Origin of the sequence: Marinobacter sp. KMM 10035 (assembly GCF_046537445.1) — a bacterium.
In the GTDB taxonomy this organism is placed as follows: Bacteria; Pseudomonadota; Gammaproteobacteria; order Pseudomonadales; family Oleiphilaceae; genus Marinobacter; species Marinobacter sediminicola.
The window spans coordinates 714,510-730,263 of sequence record NZ_JBBVMG010000002.1 but is presented as its reverse complement, the minus strand read 5'-3'; the positions used below and the strand labels follow the sequence as shown (position 1 = coordinate 730,263).

Genomic DNA, 15,754 nt, shown 5'->3' with positions numbered 1-15,754 from the left:
GTATGCGCGCACTTATTTTTGCGGCCATAGATCGCAGCCGCACCACTCTGCTTACGCTTTTTTTCCTGACACTTGGCGGCATTGCGGCGTTCCAGATTATTCCCCGGGAGGCCAATCCCGACGTTACCATTCCCATGATTTACGTTTCCATGGCCCTGGAGGGTATAAGCCCGGAAGATGCAGAACGACTGCTGGTTCGCCCTATGGAGCAGGAACTGCGTTCTTTGGAAGGCGTAAAGGAAATGCGCGGTACCGCCTCTGAAGGGCACGCTTCGGTAATGCTGGAATTCGATGCCGGGTTCGACCCGGACACAGCCCTGCAGGACGTTCGCGAGGCCGTGGATACTGCCCGTAGCAAGCTCCCCCGGGAGGCCGACGAGCCAAGCGTAAATGAAATCAACGTGTCTCTGTTCCCTGTGCTTTCCATTGGCCTGTCGGGGCCGCTGTCTGAGCGAGAGCTGATTACGGTTGCCCGTGGGCTGCAGGATGCCATCGAGGCAATTCCCGAGGTGCTGGAAGTTGATATTGGCGGCGACCGGGAAGATTTGCTTGAAATTGTAGTGGACCCCCAGGTGCTGGAGGGCTATGGCGTAGATTTCGACCAGCTTGGCAGCTTGGTCACTCGAAACAACCAGTTGGTAGCGGCAGGGTCGCTGGATACCGGCAATGGTCGTATGACCCTGAAAGTGCCGGGTGTTATCGAGAATATTGAAGATGTTATGTCCATGCCCCTTAAGGTTGATGGCGATACGGTGGTGACTTTTGGAGACGTCGCTATGTTACAGCGCACCTTCAAAGACCCGACCGGGTTTGCGCGCATCAATGGGGAGCCGGCACTTGTGCTGGAAGTATCCAAGCGCAGTGGCGCTAATATTATTGAAACCGTGGCTCAGGTACGTGATCTGATTGCCCGGGCACAACCGCTCCTGCCGGAAGCCCTGGAAGTGCGCTACATCATGGATCAGTCTGATGAGGTGCGCGACCTGCTGAGCGATCTGCTCAACAACGTACTGACTGCCATTGTGCTGGTTATTATTGTGATCATTGCTGCCATGGGGCCGCGTTCAGCCTTGTTGGTAGGGCTGACCATTCCTGGTGCCTTCCTGACAGGCATCCTGGTTATCTGGTCCATGGGTCTCACCCTCAATATCGTGGTGCTGTTCAGTCTTATTCTGGTCGCGGGCATGCTGGTGGACGGGGCGATCGTAGTATCTGAGCTGGCAGACCGAAACCTGTCTGAAGGACACACTGTAAAAAGCGCTTGGGCAGAGGCGGCAAGCCGCATGGCCTGGCCAATTATTGCTTCGACGGCAACAACGCTGGCGGTGTTTGTCCCGCTCCTGTTTTGGCCTGGGGTAGTAGGCGAGTTCATGAAATTCCTGCCTATTACCGTGATTATCTGCCTGATTGCATCTCTCGCCATGGCGCTGGTGTTTTTGCCGGTATTGGGTGGCGTGAGTGGTGGCCGTCGCGCCCGCACGGTCAGTGAAAGCGGTCGAATGATGCATGGCTACCGCACATTGCTTTCCAAACTCCTGTCTCATCCCGGCCTCACTTTGTTAGGTGTGCTGGGCGTGGTTGTGGTGATCTATATCGCCTATGGCAAGTTCAATTACGGCATTGAGTTTTTCCCCAGCGTGGAGCCGGATTCGGCTCAGGTCCAGGTTCGTGCCCGGGGTGACCTGTCTGTTCTGGAAAGGGATGCCATAGTGCGACAGGTTGAAGGCCGGTTGCAGGGCATGCCGGAAGTAAAAGCGGTGTATGCGCGATCAATGCTGAACGCCAGCACTCAGATGGCGCCGGATGTAATCGGGGTGCTTCAGTTTCAGTTTACGGACTGGTTCACCCGCCGCCCCGCCAGCGCCATTCTGGATGATTTCCTCGCCCGCACCGAGGATATTCCAGGTATCGAGCTGGAATTTCGCAAGCAGGAAAATGGCCCGGCTGGCGGCAAGCCGATAGAGCTTTTGATCAGTAGCCGCGATAGCAGCAAACTCAATGGGTATGTGGATCAGATTGAGAATCAGATGCGCGCTATAGGCGGGTTTGTAGACATTGAAGATGACCGCAGCCTACCTGGCATTGAATGGCGTCTTGAGGTGGATCGTGAAGCCGCTGCCCGTTTTGGAACCGATGTGTTGAGTATTGGAAGTGCTGTGCGCCTGGTTACCAATGGTTTGGTGCTGGCTACCTATCGGCCTGAAGATGTGCGAGACGAAGTGGACATTGTTGTGCGGGTTCCCAGCAACTGGCGCGAACTGGATCACTTGCAGCGCCAGACCATCAACACAGCGCGGGGGCAGGTGCCTCTTTCGCAGTTTCTTGATCTGCAACCCGGAAACAAGACCGGCAGCATTGCCCGAGTAGATGGCCAGCGTACGGTCACCATCAAGTCGGATATTGGGCCAGGAGAGCAAGTAGACAGCTTGTTGAAAGCCTTGCAAGCCAAACTTCCTGAAACGCCAGATGGCGTATCGGTCAAGTTTGCCGGTGAAAACGAAGACCAACAGCAGGCATCTAACTTTCTTGTAAGTGCATTTTTGATTGCGATTGCCATGATGCTGCTTATTCTGGTTACCCAGTTCAACTCGCTGTATCAGAGTTTCCTGATTCTTTCTGCGATTGTCCTTTCTACCGCGGGGGTGCTTCTGGGCTTGCTGCTGAACGGCCAGTCCTTTGGCATCGTAATGGTGGGCATGGGTATTATCGCGCTCGCGGGCATTGTGGTGAACAACAACATCATTCTGATCGACACCTACAATCAGATGAAGAAAGACGGAATGGCCGCGTACGAAGCGGCATTGGAAACCAGTTGCCTGCGTTTACGCCCGGTACTCCTCACCGCTGTTACGACTGTACTCGGGTTGATGCCCATGGTTCTGAGCGTCAACGTTGATCTGCTGACGCCGTCGCTCGGGCTGGGGGCACCGTCAACGCAGTGGTGGGCGCAGCTTTCCAGTGCCATTGCCGGAGGCCTGGCATTTGCTACCATTCTGACGTTGCTGCTGACTCCGGCGATGCTGGTGCTGGGTGATCGGGTAGGGGAGGCCTTGCGCCGAAAAATCCAACGTTTTCGGACTTCAGAATAGGGTGCCCGGCACGATTTGATCGTAAAGTTGTGCAAAGCTGTAGGGATTTGTATCCATTTTTGTTGATTTGCTCCATTTGGTAGTAAATGCAGGTAAATGCCCGATTCTGCGACCATACTACTTCAGTAGCGTTTAGCGACGCACAAGCCAGCGTAGGATTGGAGCCAGCTTTGAAACGAGACTTCAGATTATTTTGCCTGCTACTCATGTTTTTGACGTCCGTGACGGCTTTTTCTGCGGAGCAGGCCGCTATATGGAGTGAATATTCCAAGCGGGTGGAGCTGTCTCGTTTCGTTGATTATTGGCAAGAACCAGAAGACGCTATCGACATTGGTCACGTTGTCCGCTTAAGCGAGGACGCCTGGACGCGTAATGGCAGCGACAGCGTTAATCTGGGATATGGCAAACAGATCTACTGGTTTCGCGTGGCCCTTGAAAACGCCACCAGCAGTGAAGCTAACACTTTTCTTGAAATTGGCTATCCGGTTCTCGACTACATCGAGGTGTATATCAGCCCGGGCGATGGGAGCCAGACGGCCCTGGTATTGGGCGACAAACAACCGTTTTACGATCGCCCCATCCTGCACCGCAATTTCGTTCTGCCCATTACACTTGCACCACCCTGTTGTTGCTGAGTATTGTCCGCTGGGTCAAAAAAGATCCGGCCGCACGTTACTATACCTTCGCCTGGGTGTTCTTGTTGTTCGGTGGCATTGTGCTGGCGATGAACAAGTTCACCATGTTGCCGCGTAACTTGCTGACCGAGAATGCCACACAGGTTGGCTCAGCTCTTGGGGTTATTTTACTGTCAATCGCTTTGGCAGACCGCCTCAACAAAGACAAGAAACGGGTTTTCGAAGCCCAGCAGGGTGCTTTGCTTGAGGAGCGTAAAGCCAGGCTCGCCCAAGCTAAAACTCTGGATATTCAGCGTGAAGCGAACGTGTTACTTGAGGAAAGAGTGCGGGAGCGTACGCGCGATCTTGAACGCCTGAACGAGCAGCTACTTGAGTTAAGTTCTACGGATGCGCTGACTGAGCTCAAAAACCGTGGTCACTTTGATCGGGTGTTTCAATCTGCGGTTGTGCATGCCTATCGTTACCAGGAACCCCTCTCGCTGTTGGTGCTGGATATTGATCACTTCAAGCAATTCAACGATAACCACGGCCATCTGGTAGGTGATGATTGCCTGCAGATGGTTGCCCAGTGTGTACGCGAGTTGGTTACCCGGCCACAGGATTTGGCCGCCCGTTATGGTGGTGAGGAATTTGTTGTGCTACTGCCAAACACACCACACAAAGGCGCTCTCGATGTTGCCGAGCGCATCCGAAAAGCGGTAGCAGCTATGGCATTTCAGCTATCCGGCCAAACACTCCATCTCACCGTCAGTGTGGGAGTGTGTACTGAGCTACCAGCCAGTGCAGATGCCACAGAGACGCTTTTCAGCAGGGCGGATGAAGCTCTGTATCAGGCCAAGGCCAATGGCCGTAATTGTGTTGTGGCCTGGGCCGCGCCCAGCGAGGACGCGACGCTAGCCATCAATACTCAGGCGTGACTGTATTCCGCAGTGTTCACCGGAAAAGTCCAGGGTGAGAACTTGGACTCCAGGGCGAATGCAAGCTCCAACAGCGTGCGCTCATCCCCGAATTTACTCATAAGCTGTACCGAAACCGGCAGATTCTCTGATGTCATTGCCATGGGGACTGATATGGCCGGCGTGCCGGTAACGTTTGCCAGTGGGGAGAAGTTGGCATATTGAGTCAGGCGTTCAAACAGTATGTCAAAAGGCACTTTTGAGCTCAGGTGGCCCAGTTTTGGAGTAGTGTGTCCCAGAACCGGTGTCAGCACCGCATCGTAGGTAGACATGGCCTCCGCAAACTCGAACCTGGCGCGGCGTAACCGCCACAGCACTGCCGGCATCTTCCAGAAGCCTCGCTTGAACATTTTGTCCAGGCCCTGAGTCAAACCGTCTACCTGCCGTTTGTCAAAACCCGGGTGCGTTATTTTGCGCCCGTTGAGCTTCATGCCAAAGGCCAGCAGCCCCCAGTACATCGCAAAGTCATCGGGAAAGCTCGAGTTTACAGGCGTGTCCACCGGCTCAACATGGTGGCCCTGGGCTTCCAGTCTTCGCGCAGTGGCTTCAACAACCTGCCGTGTTGTGTCGTCGGTTTTGTGACCGTTAATGGAGTCTATAACGAAGCCAATCCGCATTGGCTTGCCAGATGGGCCTTCTACTTTGCCAATGACTGGCAATTTCGGGTTGCGGTAATAGCGCTCCGCTTCATAGATGAAGTTGGCCGTATCCCGAACGGTGCGCGTGACTACACCATCACTGAGAATATCAATGGGAAGCGATTTTGAGGCATCGTTTTCGATCACACGCCCGCGGGACGGCTTGAGTCCAATGAGGCCACAAACGGCCGCAGGAATTCGAATGGAACCGCCGCCGTCGTTGGCGTGGGCAATGGGAACGGCACCGCTTGCCACGAGTGCTGCCGCGCCACCTGACGAGGCTCCGCTGGAATAAGCCAGATTCCAGGGGTTTCGAGTGGGGGCATCATGAACCGGCTCTGTTGAAGCGTTAAATCCGAACTCTGGCATGGTGGTTTTTCCCATGCAGAGATAGCCTTGGGCCAACATCTGTTCCGCGAAGGGGCTCGTGTGCTTTACGAGGTATCCAGCAGGCACCGCGGCTGAGCCCTGACGAGTTGGTAGTCCCGCTACATTGGTGTTGTCTTTGATAAAGGTGGGTACACCACTAAAAAACGGTGCATTCGCCAGATCAGGTTGCCTATCCAGTTTGGCAGCGGCTTCCAGCATCTGTTGATAGCGTTCTGCAACAACGCCGTGAACCAGTGGTTCAGCCTTGTGCAATCTATCGATGGCGGCCTGGGTTACTTCAGTTACCGATACCTCCCGGCGGCGGATTCGCTCTGCCAGGGCAGTCGCATCACTGTTCCCGAGGGCATCGTTGGTAAATGTATTGGCGGTCTGAGGGGAGTCAGAAGCTGGCATCCGAGGCATCTCCGCCTTAATGTCTGGCAGCTCGCTGCATGCTGCTGTTCGGGAGCCATACTTTACTCGAAGGTAAAACCTGAGGACATGTCATTTCAGGTATGAGTTTACAAGCCCGCCAGATTCGACGGGCCTGTATGAACGTGGTGAGCGGTCAGGAATTTTCCCGGGACTGCTTGATAACATCGTAGGCGTTGGCAATTTCCTGTGTGCGCTCTTCTGCCATTTCGCGCATGCTCTCTGGAAGACCCCTTCCTGCAAGCTTGTCTGGGTGGTTCTCGCTCATTAGTTTGCGGTACACCTTTTTCAGTTCTGCATCACTAATTGATGGCGTTACACCCAGAACCTTGTAGGCATCATCGGTTTGCTGGGCCGTAGAGCGTTGGCCGCCGGCCTGACCCGCGTGCGCGCCGCGCAGCATGGCTTCCAGTTGGTCTACCTGGCTCTCAGGCAGGCCGAGTCCGCGGGCTATACGAACCAACATTTCGTGCTCTGCCGGATGCACTACGCCATCTGCGGCTACTGCCGAAACCTGTACCTGGAGAAACATTTGCAGAAAAGCCGGTTGCCGCCCGCTGATGCTCAAAAAGTGGTTCAGCTCCGCATCCAGATCAAAATCTGCGGCCTTACCCCGACTGAACGCGGCTTTTGCGGTTTCTCTCTGGGCTTCGTTCAAACGAAAGCGCACAAACATGGCTTCGGCCATCTGAATTTCGTCTTTCGAGACAATGCCATCGGCCTTGCATAGAGCACCCATAACGGCAAACACAGATTCAATAAAACCGGATTGAATACCTTGAAGTTTGCCAATCAGGCGGCTTTTAGCGCGGTTAAGCAGAAAAGCGCCCAGAGCAGCACCCACTAAAAATCCGGGAAACTTGCCAAAGCTGTAACCAATCAAACCACCAATGATCATCGCAAACAGCATTAAAACGTCCTTAGGGGATAATGGATCAGACCACAGAATATACGTGTTTTTTAGAGGATATTCATGAACAGGCTTTCATCCAGCCGTTCGATTTCTTCTGGAAAGCGGACTGGCGGTAGTACGGTTATTGCAACCAGGCTACCAAAAGTCCCGCGCCCAGCGAGAGCAGCATGGGACCCGCCACGTAGAGCCCTATCTGTCGGTTACCGATCACCCATGCCATACCGGATTTGACCAGATTGTTGGTGGCCGCAGCAATCACGATACCGAGCACCGCAGCATCCATCGCCAAGCCATTGTTGGACATGCGGGTGAGGGACAGGGTGATAGCATCAACATCCGCAACGCCGGAGGTGGCAGCCAGCATATAAATACCGGTATCGCCCAGCCAGTCTTTCAGAAAGTCCCCCAGTAGCAGAATAGCCGTCAGCAGCATGCCGAAAACCACCGCGGATTTCAGATCGAGCGGGTTTTGGCTAAGCGTTGGCTGGCTGATCTTGCCGGTTTCGTAATTCTTGCGCCAGATGATGAGTGCCGGCACATAAAGCAGCACTGTCATAATGGCCACGGGCCAGACCAGACTCGGCAGCAAGTCTCTATTGATGACGAAGCAGTAAACAAGGATGCGCGGGAACATGGTGCCGCAGGCAATCAGAATACCGGTGGCAAATTGCGCATTCAGGGCAGGGTGTTTGCCGGCCTGGCGGGCAAAGTGCAGGGTCAGGGCGGTGGATGAACTCAAGCCGGCAAACAGGCTGGTAAACAGAATCCCTTTGCTGGTACCGACCATCCGCATGGCGAAATAACCCACGAAGGATATGGACGCAATCATCACCACCATCCACCAGATTTCCCGGGGATTGAGCACGCCACCAGGCCCCATAGGCTCGTTCGGTAGCAGTGGCAGCATAACCACTGAAATAACCAGCAGTTTGAGTGCAGCATCCAGCTCGTGGGCTTTCAGCTTGTGCACCCAGCCGTGAATTTCGTCCTTGTTATCCAGGATAATGGCAGTAATCACAGCAGCGGTTGTCGCTATCACCGGGTCGACGGCCACGGCTATGGCACCGAAGCAGAAGGTAAGCACCATGCTGACCATGCCGGTAATGCTGAAGTTGCGGATGTGATCAAGCCGCTCGCTGTAGGCCACAATGGCCATCGCTACAACGCTCAGAAGAAGCACAGGAAACGCCCAGACAGTGATTTCCTCTGCCAGAACCGCAGATATGCCGCCCAAAAGACCGATAAGAGAAAAGGTTCGAATGCCGGCTATGCGTTCGCCGGGTTTCTGTTCGCGGGAGCCCCAGCCCCGCTCCAGGCCAATGATGGCCCCCAAAAGAAGTGCCACCGCAAGGTTAAGCGTGGTCTCATTTGAAGCCAGAAACTGGGATGCAACGTCATCCATGAACGAAGGTAGCTCATTTTTTGGTGGGTGTTGCCGTGATCATAGCAGTCAGCAAGACTGAGAGAACAGGCGCCCTTACGCCGGAAGCGGTATTTTGGTAGAATTCGCGCCCTTTATTTTGCCGTAATTCGCAATTCATGTAACGGCAATCCCTTGGTCATTAATCTGCGCAAATTTCCGGGTACCTAAAGCTATGGTAAATACAATGAAAGCCGAATGGTTTTCCAATATTAAGGGCGATTTGCTCGCCGGGATCGTAGTTGCCCTTGCGCTGATTCCGGAAGCGATTGCCTTCTCGATCATCGCCGGAGTCGATCCTAAAGTCGGGCTCTACGCTTCCTTCTGTATTGCCGTGATCATTGCGTTTGTAGGCGGCCGCCCGGGCATGATCTCGGCAGCAACCGGTGCCATGGCGCTGCTGATGGTCACCTTGGTCAGGGAGCACGGTCTGGAGTACCTGATGGCCGCCACGCTGCTCACAGGTGTGATTCAAATAGTGGCTGGCTGGCTGAAACTGGGCGGCTTGATGAGGTTTGTGTCCCGTTCAGTGGTAACTGGTTTTGTGAATGCCTTGGCTATCCTGATCTTTATGGCTCAGCTACCGGAGCTCACGAACGTAACCTGGCATGTATACGCCATGACTGCAGCTGGGCTGGGTATTATTTATCTGTTCCCCTATGTGCCCAAGTTGGGAAAACTCGTGCCCTCGCCGTTGGTATGCATCGTGTCGCTCACGATTGTGGCGGTAATGTTCAATATCGACGTACGCACAGTGGGCGACATGGGTGAATTGCCCGACACGCTGCCAATTTTTCTCTGGCCAGATGTTCCCCTTACTCTTGAAACCTTGATGATCATCCTTCCGTATTCCATTCCGCTGGCTGTTGTGGGTTTGCTGGAATCCATGATGACCGCCACCATTGTTGACGATCTGACGGATACGGAAAGTGATCGTAACCGCGAGTGTCGGGGGCAGGGCATCGCCAACATCGGATCTGGCCTGTTTGGTGGTATGGCTGGCTGCGCGATGATTGGGCAATCCGTTATCAACGTAAAATCCGGGGGGCGCGGGCGGCTTTCCACGTTCACAGCGGGCGTGTTCCTTATGGTGATGATCGTAGTGCTGGACGACATACTGGTGCAGATCCCAATGGCTGCACTGGTGGCAGTAATGATCATGGTGTCTATCGGTACCTTCTCCTGGGACTCCATTCGCAACCTGAAAACCCACCCTGTTTCTACCAATATAGTGATGCTGGTCACTGTGTGCGTTGTGGTTGTGACCCACAATCTGGCATTGGGCGTGTTCGCCGGCGTGCTGCTTGCGGCGCTGTTTTTTGCCAACAAAATTGGTCACTTTATGGAGGTTAAGTCCTCTCTTGATGAAGAAGCAGGCACCCGTACCTACAAGGTAACTGGCCAGGTGTTTTTCAGTTCTTCGGAAAAGTTCGTTGCATCGTTTGATTTCCGTGAAGTGGTCGATAAAGTGGTCATAGATGTTAGCCGTGCGCATTTTTGGGACATTACCGCTGTGGGTGCGCTCGATAAGGTGGTTATCAAGTTCCGCCGCGACGGCGCAGAGGTGGAAGTGATTGGTATGAACCAGGCCAGTGCCACCATCGTTGACCGTTTTGGCGTGCACGATAAGCCGGAAGGCATAGATCAGCTGATGAGCCATTAATATGCAAAATACAACTGAGAGCATCCAGGACAGCCTGCAGGTAGTGGCCTGCATTGACGGCTCACCCGCGGCGCCGGCAGTCTGCGACTATGCGGCCTGGGCCAGCAAACATATGGGTTCACCCCTGACCCTCCTGCATGTGTTGGATCAGGAGCGTTATCCTTCAGAGCCGGATCTGGCCGGGAATATTGGGCTGGGTAGTCGTGAGCAACTGCTGGGTGAGCTTGCGCAGCTGGATCGTAGGCGAGCCAAGCTGGCTCTTGAGCACGGTGAACACATGCTGGATGAAGCCGCTCACCGGTTGCAGAGTGCAGGCATCAGTGACATTAAAAAACGCCAGCGGCACGGTGATTTGACCGAATCCCTGATGGCGCTTGAAGATGAAACCCGGCTGGTAGTGATGGGCTTGCAAGGTGACAGCAGCTCCAACAGTGGCGCAGGCATCGGCAGCCAGCTCGAAACGGTGATCCGTAGTGTGCACCGGCCAATCCTGCTCGTGCCAGATTCCTTCTCAATGCCTCGCACTGCCATGCTTGCATTTGATGGTAGCCCTACGGCGTTCAGAGGTGTTGAGTTGTTGGCGGGGAGCCCGGTATTGAAGGGTATGCCTTTGCACCTGGTGATGGTCGGGACTGACAACGCCGAGCGCAGAAGCCAGCTGGAAAAAGCAAAGCAGATGCTGGAAGTACTCGAAGCAGATATCACTCTCACCATCCTATCTGGTGATGTAGAGCAGGCGCTGCACAAGTATCAGGAAGAGCAGAATATCGACATCTTGGTAATGGGTGCTTACGGCCACTCCCGCATACGCCAGTTCTTTGTGGGCAGTACGACAACCACTATGCTGAGAACCGCAAAGAAGCCCTTGGTTGTTCTACGCTAAAGGTTCATAGCGCCCCCCTTAAGCGGGTCCGGCTGAATTGACGGCCCCGCATACATTTTGTTGGCTCTAACTCCTGTTTTCTATCCCGTCTCCTGCTTGCTGAAGGCAAGCTTTTATCGACTGGCTCGTATGAACTGTGAATACCGGGCGCGGCATGGGTAATACCTTAGTACTCATGCCGCGCAGAGGCCGTTAGCAGGATATGCAGAAGTGCCAGCTCATACCTTTGAACTTCTTGCCGTCAACATCCTGGATCTCATCTTCTTCCAGAGTAACCGTCACCTCACCCACAAGGTCACGGCCGGGTTCAAGCTCGACGGTCATGTTGCCCAGGCCGGATTGAATGCTGTTGATATTAACAACTCCATTACTATCCCGGATTACATAGCTGCTGCTATTGATTGTTGTTGTCTCATCCATTTCCCGATCAAAGCGAACCGTCAGCTTTGTGCTTTTATCAACCTGCCGCTCGCCTCTTCCCGGAAGGATGTGGGTTACCTGAGGTGCTAATGTGCTCAGCTTGCGTACAAACATTTTATTGGATTGCCCGCTGGTAGAGACAGCATAGGCGATGAGCGGGGTGTCGTCCGGTAGCAACGCCAGCCTGACAAAAGACACTCGGTCTGATGAAAAGCCTGGTTCACCCAGATTGTTCCAGTCGGTGCCGTCATACAGCATTACCCGGGCTTTAAAGTCAACGTTTGCAGATCCATCGCTGAACGCGACCATGGGACGCCCGTCCTGTGTCACGGCCAGAGCGAGTTCGCGCGTGATACGGCTGTTTGGCAGGTAACCGCCACCGACCCGTGACCAGCTAGTACCCTGGTAACGGGCTACCACGCCTTTTTGCTCATTCGCATCAACGTAGGCGAGATAGGGTGTATCGTCTACCGGGGATATAGCCAATGAAAGATGCTCCGCCTCGCTCGGAGAGAAACCGGCAATACCAATATTCACCCAGTTGGAACCATCATACTTTTTGACTGTCGCTTTGTTAGCATTGGAACTGTCGCTGAAAGCAATGTAGGGGGTGCCATCGGAAGCGACGGCCAGGGAGGCGAATCCCGCATCTCTGCCACTGGCGGCGGAGCCGCCAACCTTGCTCCATGCAGTGCCGTCAAACATCTGGACAACAACTTTGTTGTCATCTGACGTATCAAGATACGCAAGATAAAGTGTTCCATCCGGCGCGATGTCCAAGGAAATACGGGCCGCGTCGTCAGCGGCCAGGGTAGCTGAACCAACCAACACCCAGCTGTTACCATCAAATTTTTGCACAGCGCCTTTAGTCGCGATGTCAGAGTACGCTCGGTAAGGGGTTCCGTCGGGGTGAATGGCAAGAGATAAGTCCAGGTGAGCATAGTTGTCGCTGCCAACGTTTTGCCAGCTAATGCCGTCAAAGTTCAGGGTTGTAAGGCCGTTATTAACGCCACCGACTCTTCCAAGATGGCCAACATAAGGCTCGCCACTGGGAGCAGTAGCGAGCGACAAACCATAAGAAACTGCGCCATCCGGCAGGTCATCGACGGCTAACGGGCGCCAGATGTTGTCAGCTTCCAGGGTAACCGTATCGCTGACATTCCCGTTAACAGTTACCTTTAATTCGTAGCTACCAACAGCATCTGTAGTGAAGCTGGCTGCTGCCTTGTCGCGATTCGAAATACCACTGTTGTGCAGGTAGCTGCCTTCCGGACGGGATTCGACAGTCCAGGCGTAGGTCGGATTTGTGGCATTGGTTGTCGCTTTTACAGTTGCTTCATGCTTGCCGTTCAGGAACGGTGTAACGGTACTGGCCGATACGGTTATATCCGGTGAGCTGTTATCGCCTCCGCCACTGCCTCCGCCTCCGCCGCAGGCCACCAAGCCTGGTATTGCGAGGCATGTGATAAGCACAGTGCGAAAGTAACCAAGTTCAGATGCCGGTTTTCGAACGTAAACTGATTGCGCCGATGAGATCATGTGTCCTTCCTCTTGTGTGTTTTCCTTAGCTTTCGGTGCCTGAAAATTGACCCTATTGCTTATCGGATGTTAGCAAGCCAATTCATAGGTAGGTATCACCCAAACGAGGGAAGGGTAGATCGAAATTTTAATGGCAAATTGGCGAGGGTAGAGTTAATCGCGGTCAGAATTGCAAGTGGCTAGTCAGCCCTTAACGTTCTGGTTGTCGAGGAATTAATAAAGGTATGGAAGGCATCATGCTGACAACCCGGCCGCCACCCCTGAAGCCCACGCCCATTGAAAATTATGCCCGCCCAAATGCCCCGTTACGTCCACGACCTCGCCGATGAAAAACAAGTTTGGATGCTCTAGCGCTGCCATGGTTTTTGAAGAAAGTTGGCGCGTATCTAGGCCGCCCAGTGTCACTTCAGCGGTTCGATAGCCTTCTGTTCCAGCCGGTTTGACTGTCCAATGCCCAAGCGTGTCTGACACCTGTTCAAGGTCACTGTTTCTGTAGCCCTGAAGCGGGCCATGCCAGCCATAAATCTCGTTGAATACCTGCGCAAAGCGCTTGGGTAGGTGCTGAGCCAGGTAGTTGGCAATCGTGGATTGCGGCTTCTGTTTGCGCAGGGCCAGAAGATCTTCGTGGATGTTGCGATCTGGTAGCAGGTTGATGGTCAGAGGGTCGCCAGGCTGCCAGAAGCTGGAGATCTGCAGCATCGATGGCCCGCTCAGGCCTCGATGTGTGACCAGCATGGGCTCCCGGAAGTTCTGGTTATTGCAGGCTGCATCAACAGGGCAGCTTACGCCGGATAGAGGCGCCAACTGTTGCTTCAGTTCCGGGTGCAGGGTGAAAGGCACCAGCCCGGCTCGGGTGGGTAAAATCGTGAGCCCGAACTGCCGGGCAATGTCGTAACCGAATCCCGTAGCGCCCATGGTAGGGATGGACAAGCCTCCGCAGGCAATGACCAGAGATTCACAGGTCAGGGAGCCTGAACTGGTATTAACGCGGTAGCTGTCATCGCCTTGCACTATGTTTTGCACGCTGGTTTTCATGCGGATTTCAGCTCCGGCCCAGTCGCATTCAGTGAGCAGCATGGTGACTATATCTTTCGCACTGTCTTTGCAGAATAGTTGGCCGGCAGCTTTCTCTTCGTGCTCAATGCCATGGCGCTCAACAAGATCCAGAAAGTGCTGGGGGGTGTAGCGCTTGAGGGCGGAAATACAGAAGCGTGGGTTGTCCGACAGGAAGTTTGCGGGCGTGCTGTTGAGATTGGTGAAGTTGCAGCGCCCGCCGCCGGACATGAGGATTTTTTTCCCCGGCTTATTGGCGTGATCGATTACCAGCACTTTGCGCCCACGATAGCCGGCAGTGGCGGCGCACATCAGGCCGGCGGCGCCGGCACCGATAATAATCACATCGTACTGGTTACTGGAACTTGCCGTCATTACTGCCCGCCGATTGGTTTGTGTGGCGCGCAGTATACCAGCCTAAGGGCGGCTGTATGGCTCATTCCAGATGAACTGTGCCTTCCATATAAAAAGCCGCTTGCCCGGCAATCGCAACGCGATCGCCTTTCAGTTCACAGCGTAATAGACCGCCCCGTGCAGACAGTTGCCGCGCCTCCAGCTTTGTTTTGCCGAGCTTTTCGGCCCAGTAGGGCACCAGAACACTGTGAATGGAGCCGGTAACCGGGTCCTCATCAATTCCGGAGCCAGGCGCGAAGTACCGGCTGACAAAGTCGGCAGTATCACCGGGTGCGGTGATGATCACGCCTTGATTGCCCAGTTGTTTGAGCTTTCGCATATCCGGCTGCGCCGCTTTCACAGCTGCCTCGTTTTCCAGAACAACCATGTAATTGGTGTCATTCGGCACGTAAAAGGCCGTTTCCGGCGCGCTATCCAGTGCTTGGATAATGATTGGTGGTGTGTTCTGTTCTTCAATTTTCAGGTTCGGGAAGTCCAGAATCAGCCAGTTATCCGGGGTTTGGTGAACGCCTAAAATACCGCTGCGAGAACCAAAGCGTATTTCATCTGATTGCCACCCCAGTTTATTGAAAATTACCCAGGCGCTGGCGAGAGTAGCGTGGCCGCAAAGAGGTACTTCAACACTGGGAGTGAACCAGCGAATATGAAAGTCTGCACCATTGGTTCCGGATTCCCGCACGAAGAATGCGGTTTCTGCCAGATTGTTCTCGGCGGCCAGTGCCTGCATGGTGTCGTCGGGAAGCCACGTCTCCAACGGCATGACCGCGGCAGGGTTCCCTTTGAATATCTCGCTGGTAAAGGCGTCTACCTGATAAATGGGGTAATTCATGTTCTGTTCTCTGGGAGCAAGTGTTTAGCGTAGTGGTGGCCTTTGTAACTGGCAAACTGCGCCAGCTCAGTCTCACTGTAAAAGTGCAGCTCGGGCAATGGATTGCTGTGTGTTACTACCCAGTGCCTATGGCCTGACTGGCGTACAGAAAACCCGAGGTCTTCCAGCCATTGGCGGTTGGTGTTCAGGTCTTCACCGTACAGTGCGGGAGCGCCCGGGTTGAGGCCAAAAAGATTGCCTCGGGTAGCGGTCAGAGCCTGACTGTTTGCGATGCCCATGATGAAACTCCTTCTTCTGATTTTCGATGTTGTTATTGTCTTCCTGAACTGACAGCCATAACAGATTCAGATAATCTGTTTTTGAACCGGTACAGAGCTAAAAGTTGCCGGTCTGTACCGGTCGATTTTCCGGGTATCTGTACCGTTCCGGTTTGGTGCGGATCTGTTGCAATGGGCGTGCTGGCTGTCCGAATGGGCAAATGATTTCTTGATTGGGTGAGGT

Annotated in this window: 12 protein-coding genes; 5 read left to right on the top strand and 7 right to left on the bottom strand. The window is 54.1% G+C overall.

What is annotated here, in order from left to right:
- Nucleotides 1-2: 2 nt before the first annotated feature.
- The 3 genes from AADB16_RS15245 to AADB16_RS15235 all read left to right on the top strand — a co-directional run bounded on the left by AADB16_RS15245 (nucleotide 3) and on the right by AADB16_RS15235 (nucleotide 4,641).
- A complete protein-coding gene (locus AADB16_RS15245; RefSeq protein WP_410804499.1) occupies nucleotides 3-3,089 on the top strand; it encodes an efflux RND transporter permease subunit in 3,087 nt (1,028 codons plus the stop codon).
- 170 nt (nucleotides 3,090-3,259) lie between these two features.
- Nucleotides 3,260-3,724 carry a 7TM-DISM domain-containing protein gene (locus tag AADB16_RS15240; protein ID WP_410804497.1) on the top strand — a complete coding sequence of 155 codons (465 nt, stop codon included), beginning with the start codon at nucleotides 3,260-3,262 and terminating at the stop codon, nucleotides 3,722-3,724.
- On the top strand, nucleotides 3,718-4,641 hold the full coding sequence (locus AADB16_RS15235; protein ID WP_410804495.1) for a diguanylate cyclase: 924 nt from the start codon (nucleotides 3,718-3,720) through the stop codon (nucleotides 4,639-4,641). Before AADB16_RS15240 ends, AADB16_RS15235 begins: the two co-directional genes overlap by 7 nt.
- Here the strand turns inward: AADB16_RS15235 and AADB16_RS15230 are convergent.
- The 3 genes from AADB16_RS15230 to AADB16_RS15220 form a co-directional block, all read right to left on the bottom strand.
- Nucleotides 4,632-6,101 carry an amidase gene (locus tag AADB16_RS15230; RefSeq protein WP_410804493.1) on the bottom strand — a complete coding sequence of 490 codons (1,470 nt, stop codon included), beginning with the start codon at nucleotides 6,099-6,101 and terminating at the stop codon, nucleotides 4,632-4,634. The two genes, AADB16_RS15235 and AADB16_RS15230, sit on opposite strands and share 10 nt — an antisense overlap.
- Before the next feature lie 154 nt (nucleotides 6,102-6,255).
- A complete protein-coding gene (gene djlA / locus AADB16_RS15225; RefSeq protein ID WP_410804491.1) occupies nucleotides 6,256-7,029 on the bottom strand; it encodes a co-chaperone DjlA in 774 nt (257 codons plus the stop codon).
- A 124-nt stretch (nucleotides 7,030-7,153) separates the two neighbouring features.
- Nucleotides 7,154-8,434, bottom strand: a complete 1,281-nt coding sequence (locus AADB16_RS15220) for an MgtC/SapB family protein (protein ID WP_410804489.1) — start codon at nucleotides 8,432-8,434, stop codon at nucleotides 7,154-7,156.
- A 193-nt stretch (nucleotides 8,435-8,627) separates the two neighbouring features.
- On the opposite strand from AADB16_RS15220, the gene AADB16_RS15215 reads away from it, so the two are divergent.
- Nucleotides 8,628-10,115, top strand: coding sequence for a SulP family inorganic anion transporter (locus AADB16_RS15215; protein WP_309045268.1), 1,488 nt, complete (start codon nucleotides 8,628-8,630; stop codon nucleotides 10,113-10,115).
- Nucleotide 10,116: 1 nt separating this feature from the next.
- Nucleotides 10,117-10,998, top strand: a complete 882-nt coding sequence (locus AADB16_RS15210; protein WP_410804486.1) for a universal stress protein — start codon at nucleotides 10,117-10,119, stop codon at nucleotides 10,996-10,998.
- Between the two features lie 192 nt (nucleotides 10,999-11,190).
- Here AADB16_RS15210 and AADB16_RS15205 read toward each other — a convergent pair whose 3' ends face one another.
- From AADB16_RS15205 to AADB16_RS15190, 4 genes are all read right to left on the bottom strand, one after another.
- Nucleotides 11,191-12,957: an Ig-like domain-containing protein gene (locus tag AADB16_RS15205; protein ID WP_410804484.1), complete on the bottom strand. Its 1,767-nt coding sequence runs from the start codon at nucleotides 12,955-12,957 to the stop codon at nucleotides 11,191-11,193.
- 234 nt (nucleotides 12,958-13,191) lie between these two features.
- On the bottom strand, nucleotides 13,192-14,385 hold the full coding sequence (locus AADB16_RS15200) for an NAD(P)/FAD-dependent oxidoreductase (RefSeq protein ID WP_410804483.1): 1,194 nt from the start codon (nucleotides 14,383-14,385) through the stop codon (nucleotides 13,192-13,194).
- 61 nt (nucleotides 14,386-14,446) lie between these two features.
- On the bottom strand, nucleotides 14,447-15,253 hold the full coding sequence (locus tag AADB16_RS15195; protein WP_410804481.1) for a PhzF family phenazine biosynthesis protein: 807 nt from the start codon (nucleotides 15,251-15,253) through the stop codon (nucleotides 14,447-14,449).
- Nucleotides 15,250-15,531, bottom strand: a complete 282-nt coding sequence (locus tag AADB16_RS15190) for a hypothetical protein (protein WP_410804479.1) — start codon at nucleotides 15,529-15,531, stop codon at nucleotides 15,250-15,252. The genes AADB16_RS15195 and AADB16_RS15190 overlap by 4 nt, the downstream gene beginning before the upstream one ends.
- Nucleotides 15,532-15,754 lie beyond the last annotated feature (223 nt).

Coding starts and splice junctions, on each gene's coding strand:
- AADB16_RS15230 (WP_410804493.1), bottom strand. CDS start 6,101: ATGCCAGCTTCTGACTCCCCTCAGACCGCCAATACATTTACCAACGAT.
- djlA (WP_410804491.1), bottom strand. CDS start 7,029: ATGCTGTTTGCGATGATCATTGGTGGTTTGATTGGTTACAGCTTTGGC.
- AADB16_RS15205 (WP_410804484.1), bottom strand. CDS start 12,957: ATGATCTCATCGGCGCAATCAGTTTACGTTCGAAAACCGGCATCTGAA.
- AADB16_RS15245 (WP_410804499.1), top strand. CDS start 3: ATGCGCGCACTTATTTTTGCGGCCATAGATCGCAGCCGCACCACTCTG.
- AADB16_RS15200 (WP_410804483.1), bottom strand. CDS start 14,385: ATGACGGCAAGTTCCAGTAACCAGTACGATGTGATTATTATCGGTGCC.
- AADB16_RS15195 (WP_410804481.1), bottom strand. CDS start 15,253: ATGAATTACCCCATTTATCAGGTAGACGCCTTTACCAGCGAGATATTC.
- AADB16_RS15215 (WP_309045268.1), top strand. CDS start 8,628: ATGGTAAATACAATGAAAGCCGAATGGTTTTCCAATATTAAGGGCGAT.
- AADB16_RS15190 (WP_410804479.1), bottom strand. CDS start 15,531: ATGGGCATCGCAAACAGTCAGGCTCTGACCGCTACCCGAGGCAATCTT.
- AADB16_RS15210 (WP_410804486.1), top strand. CDS start 10,117: ATGCAAAATACAACTGAGAGCATCCAGGACAGCCTGCAGGTAGTGGCC.
- AADB16_RS15220 (WP_410804489.1), bottom strand. CDS start 8,434: ATGGATGACGTTGCATCCCAGTTTCTGGCTTCAAATGAGACCACGCTT.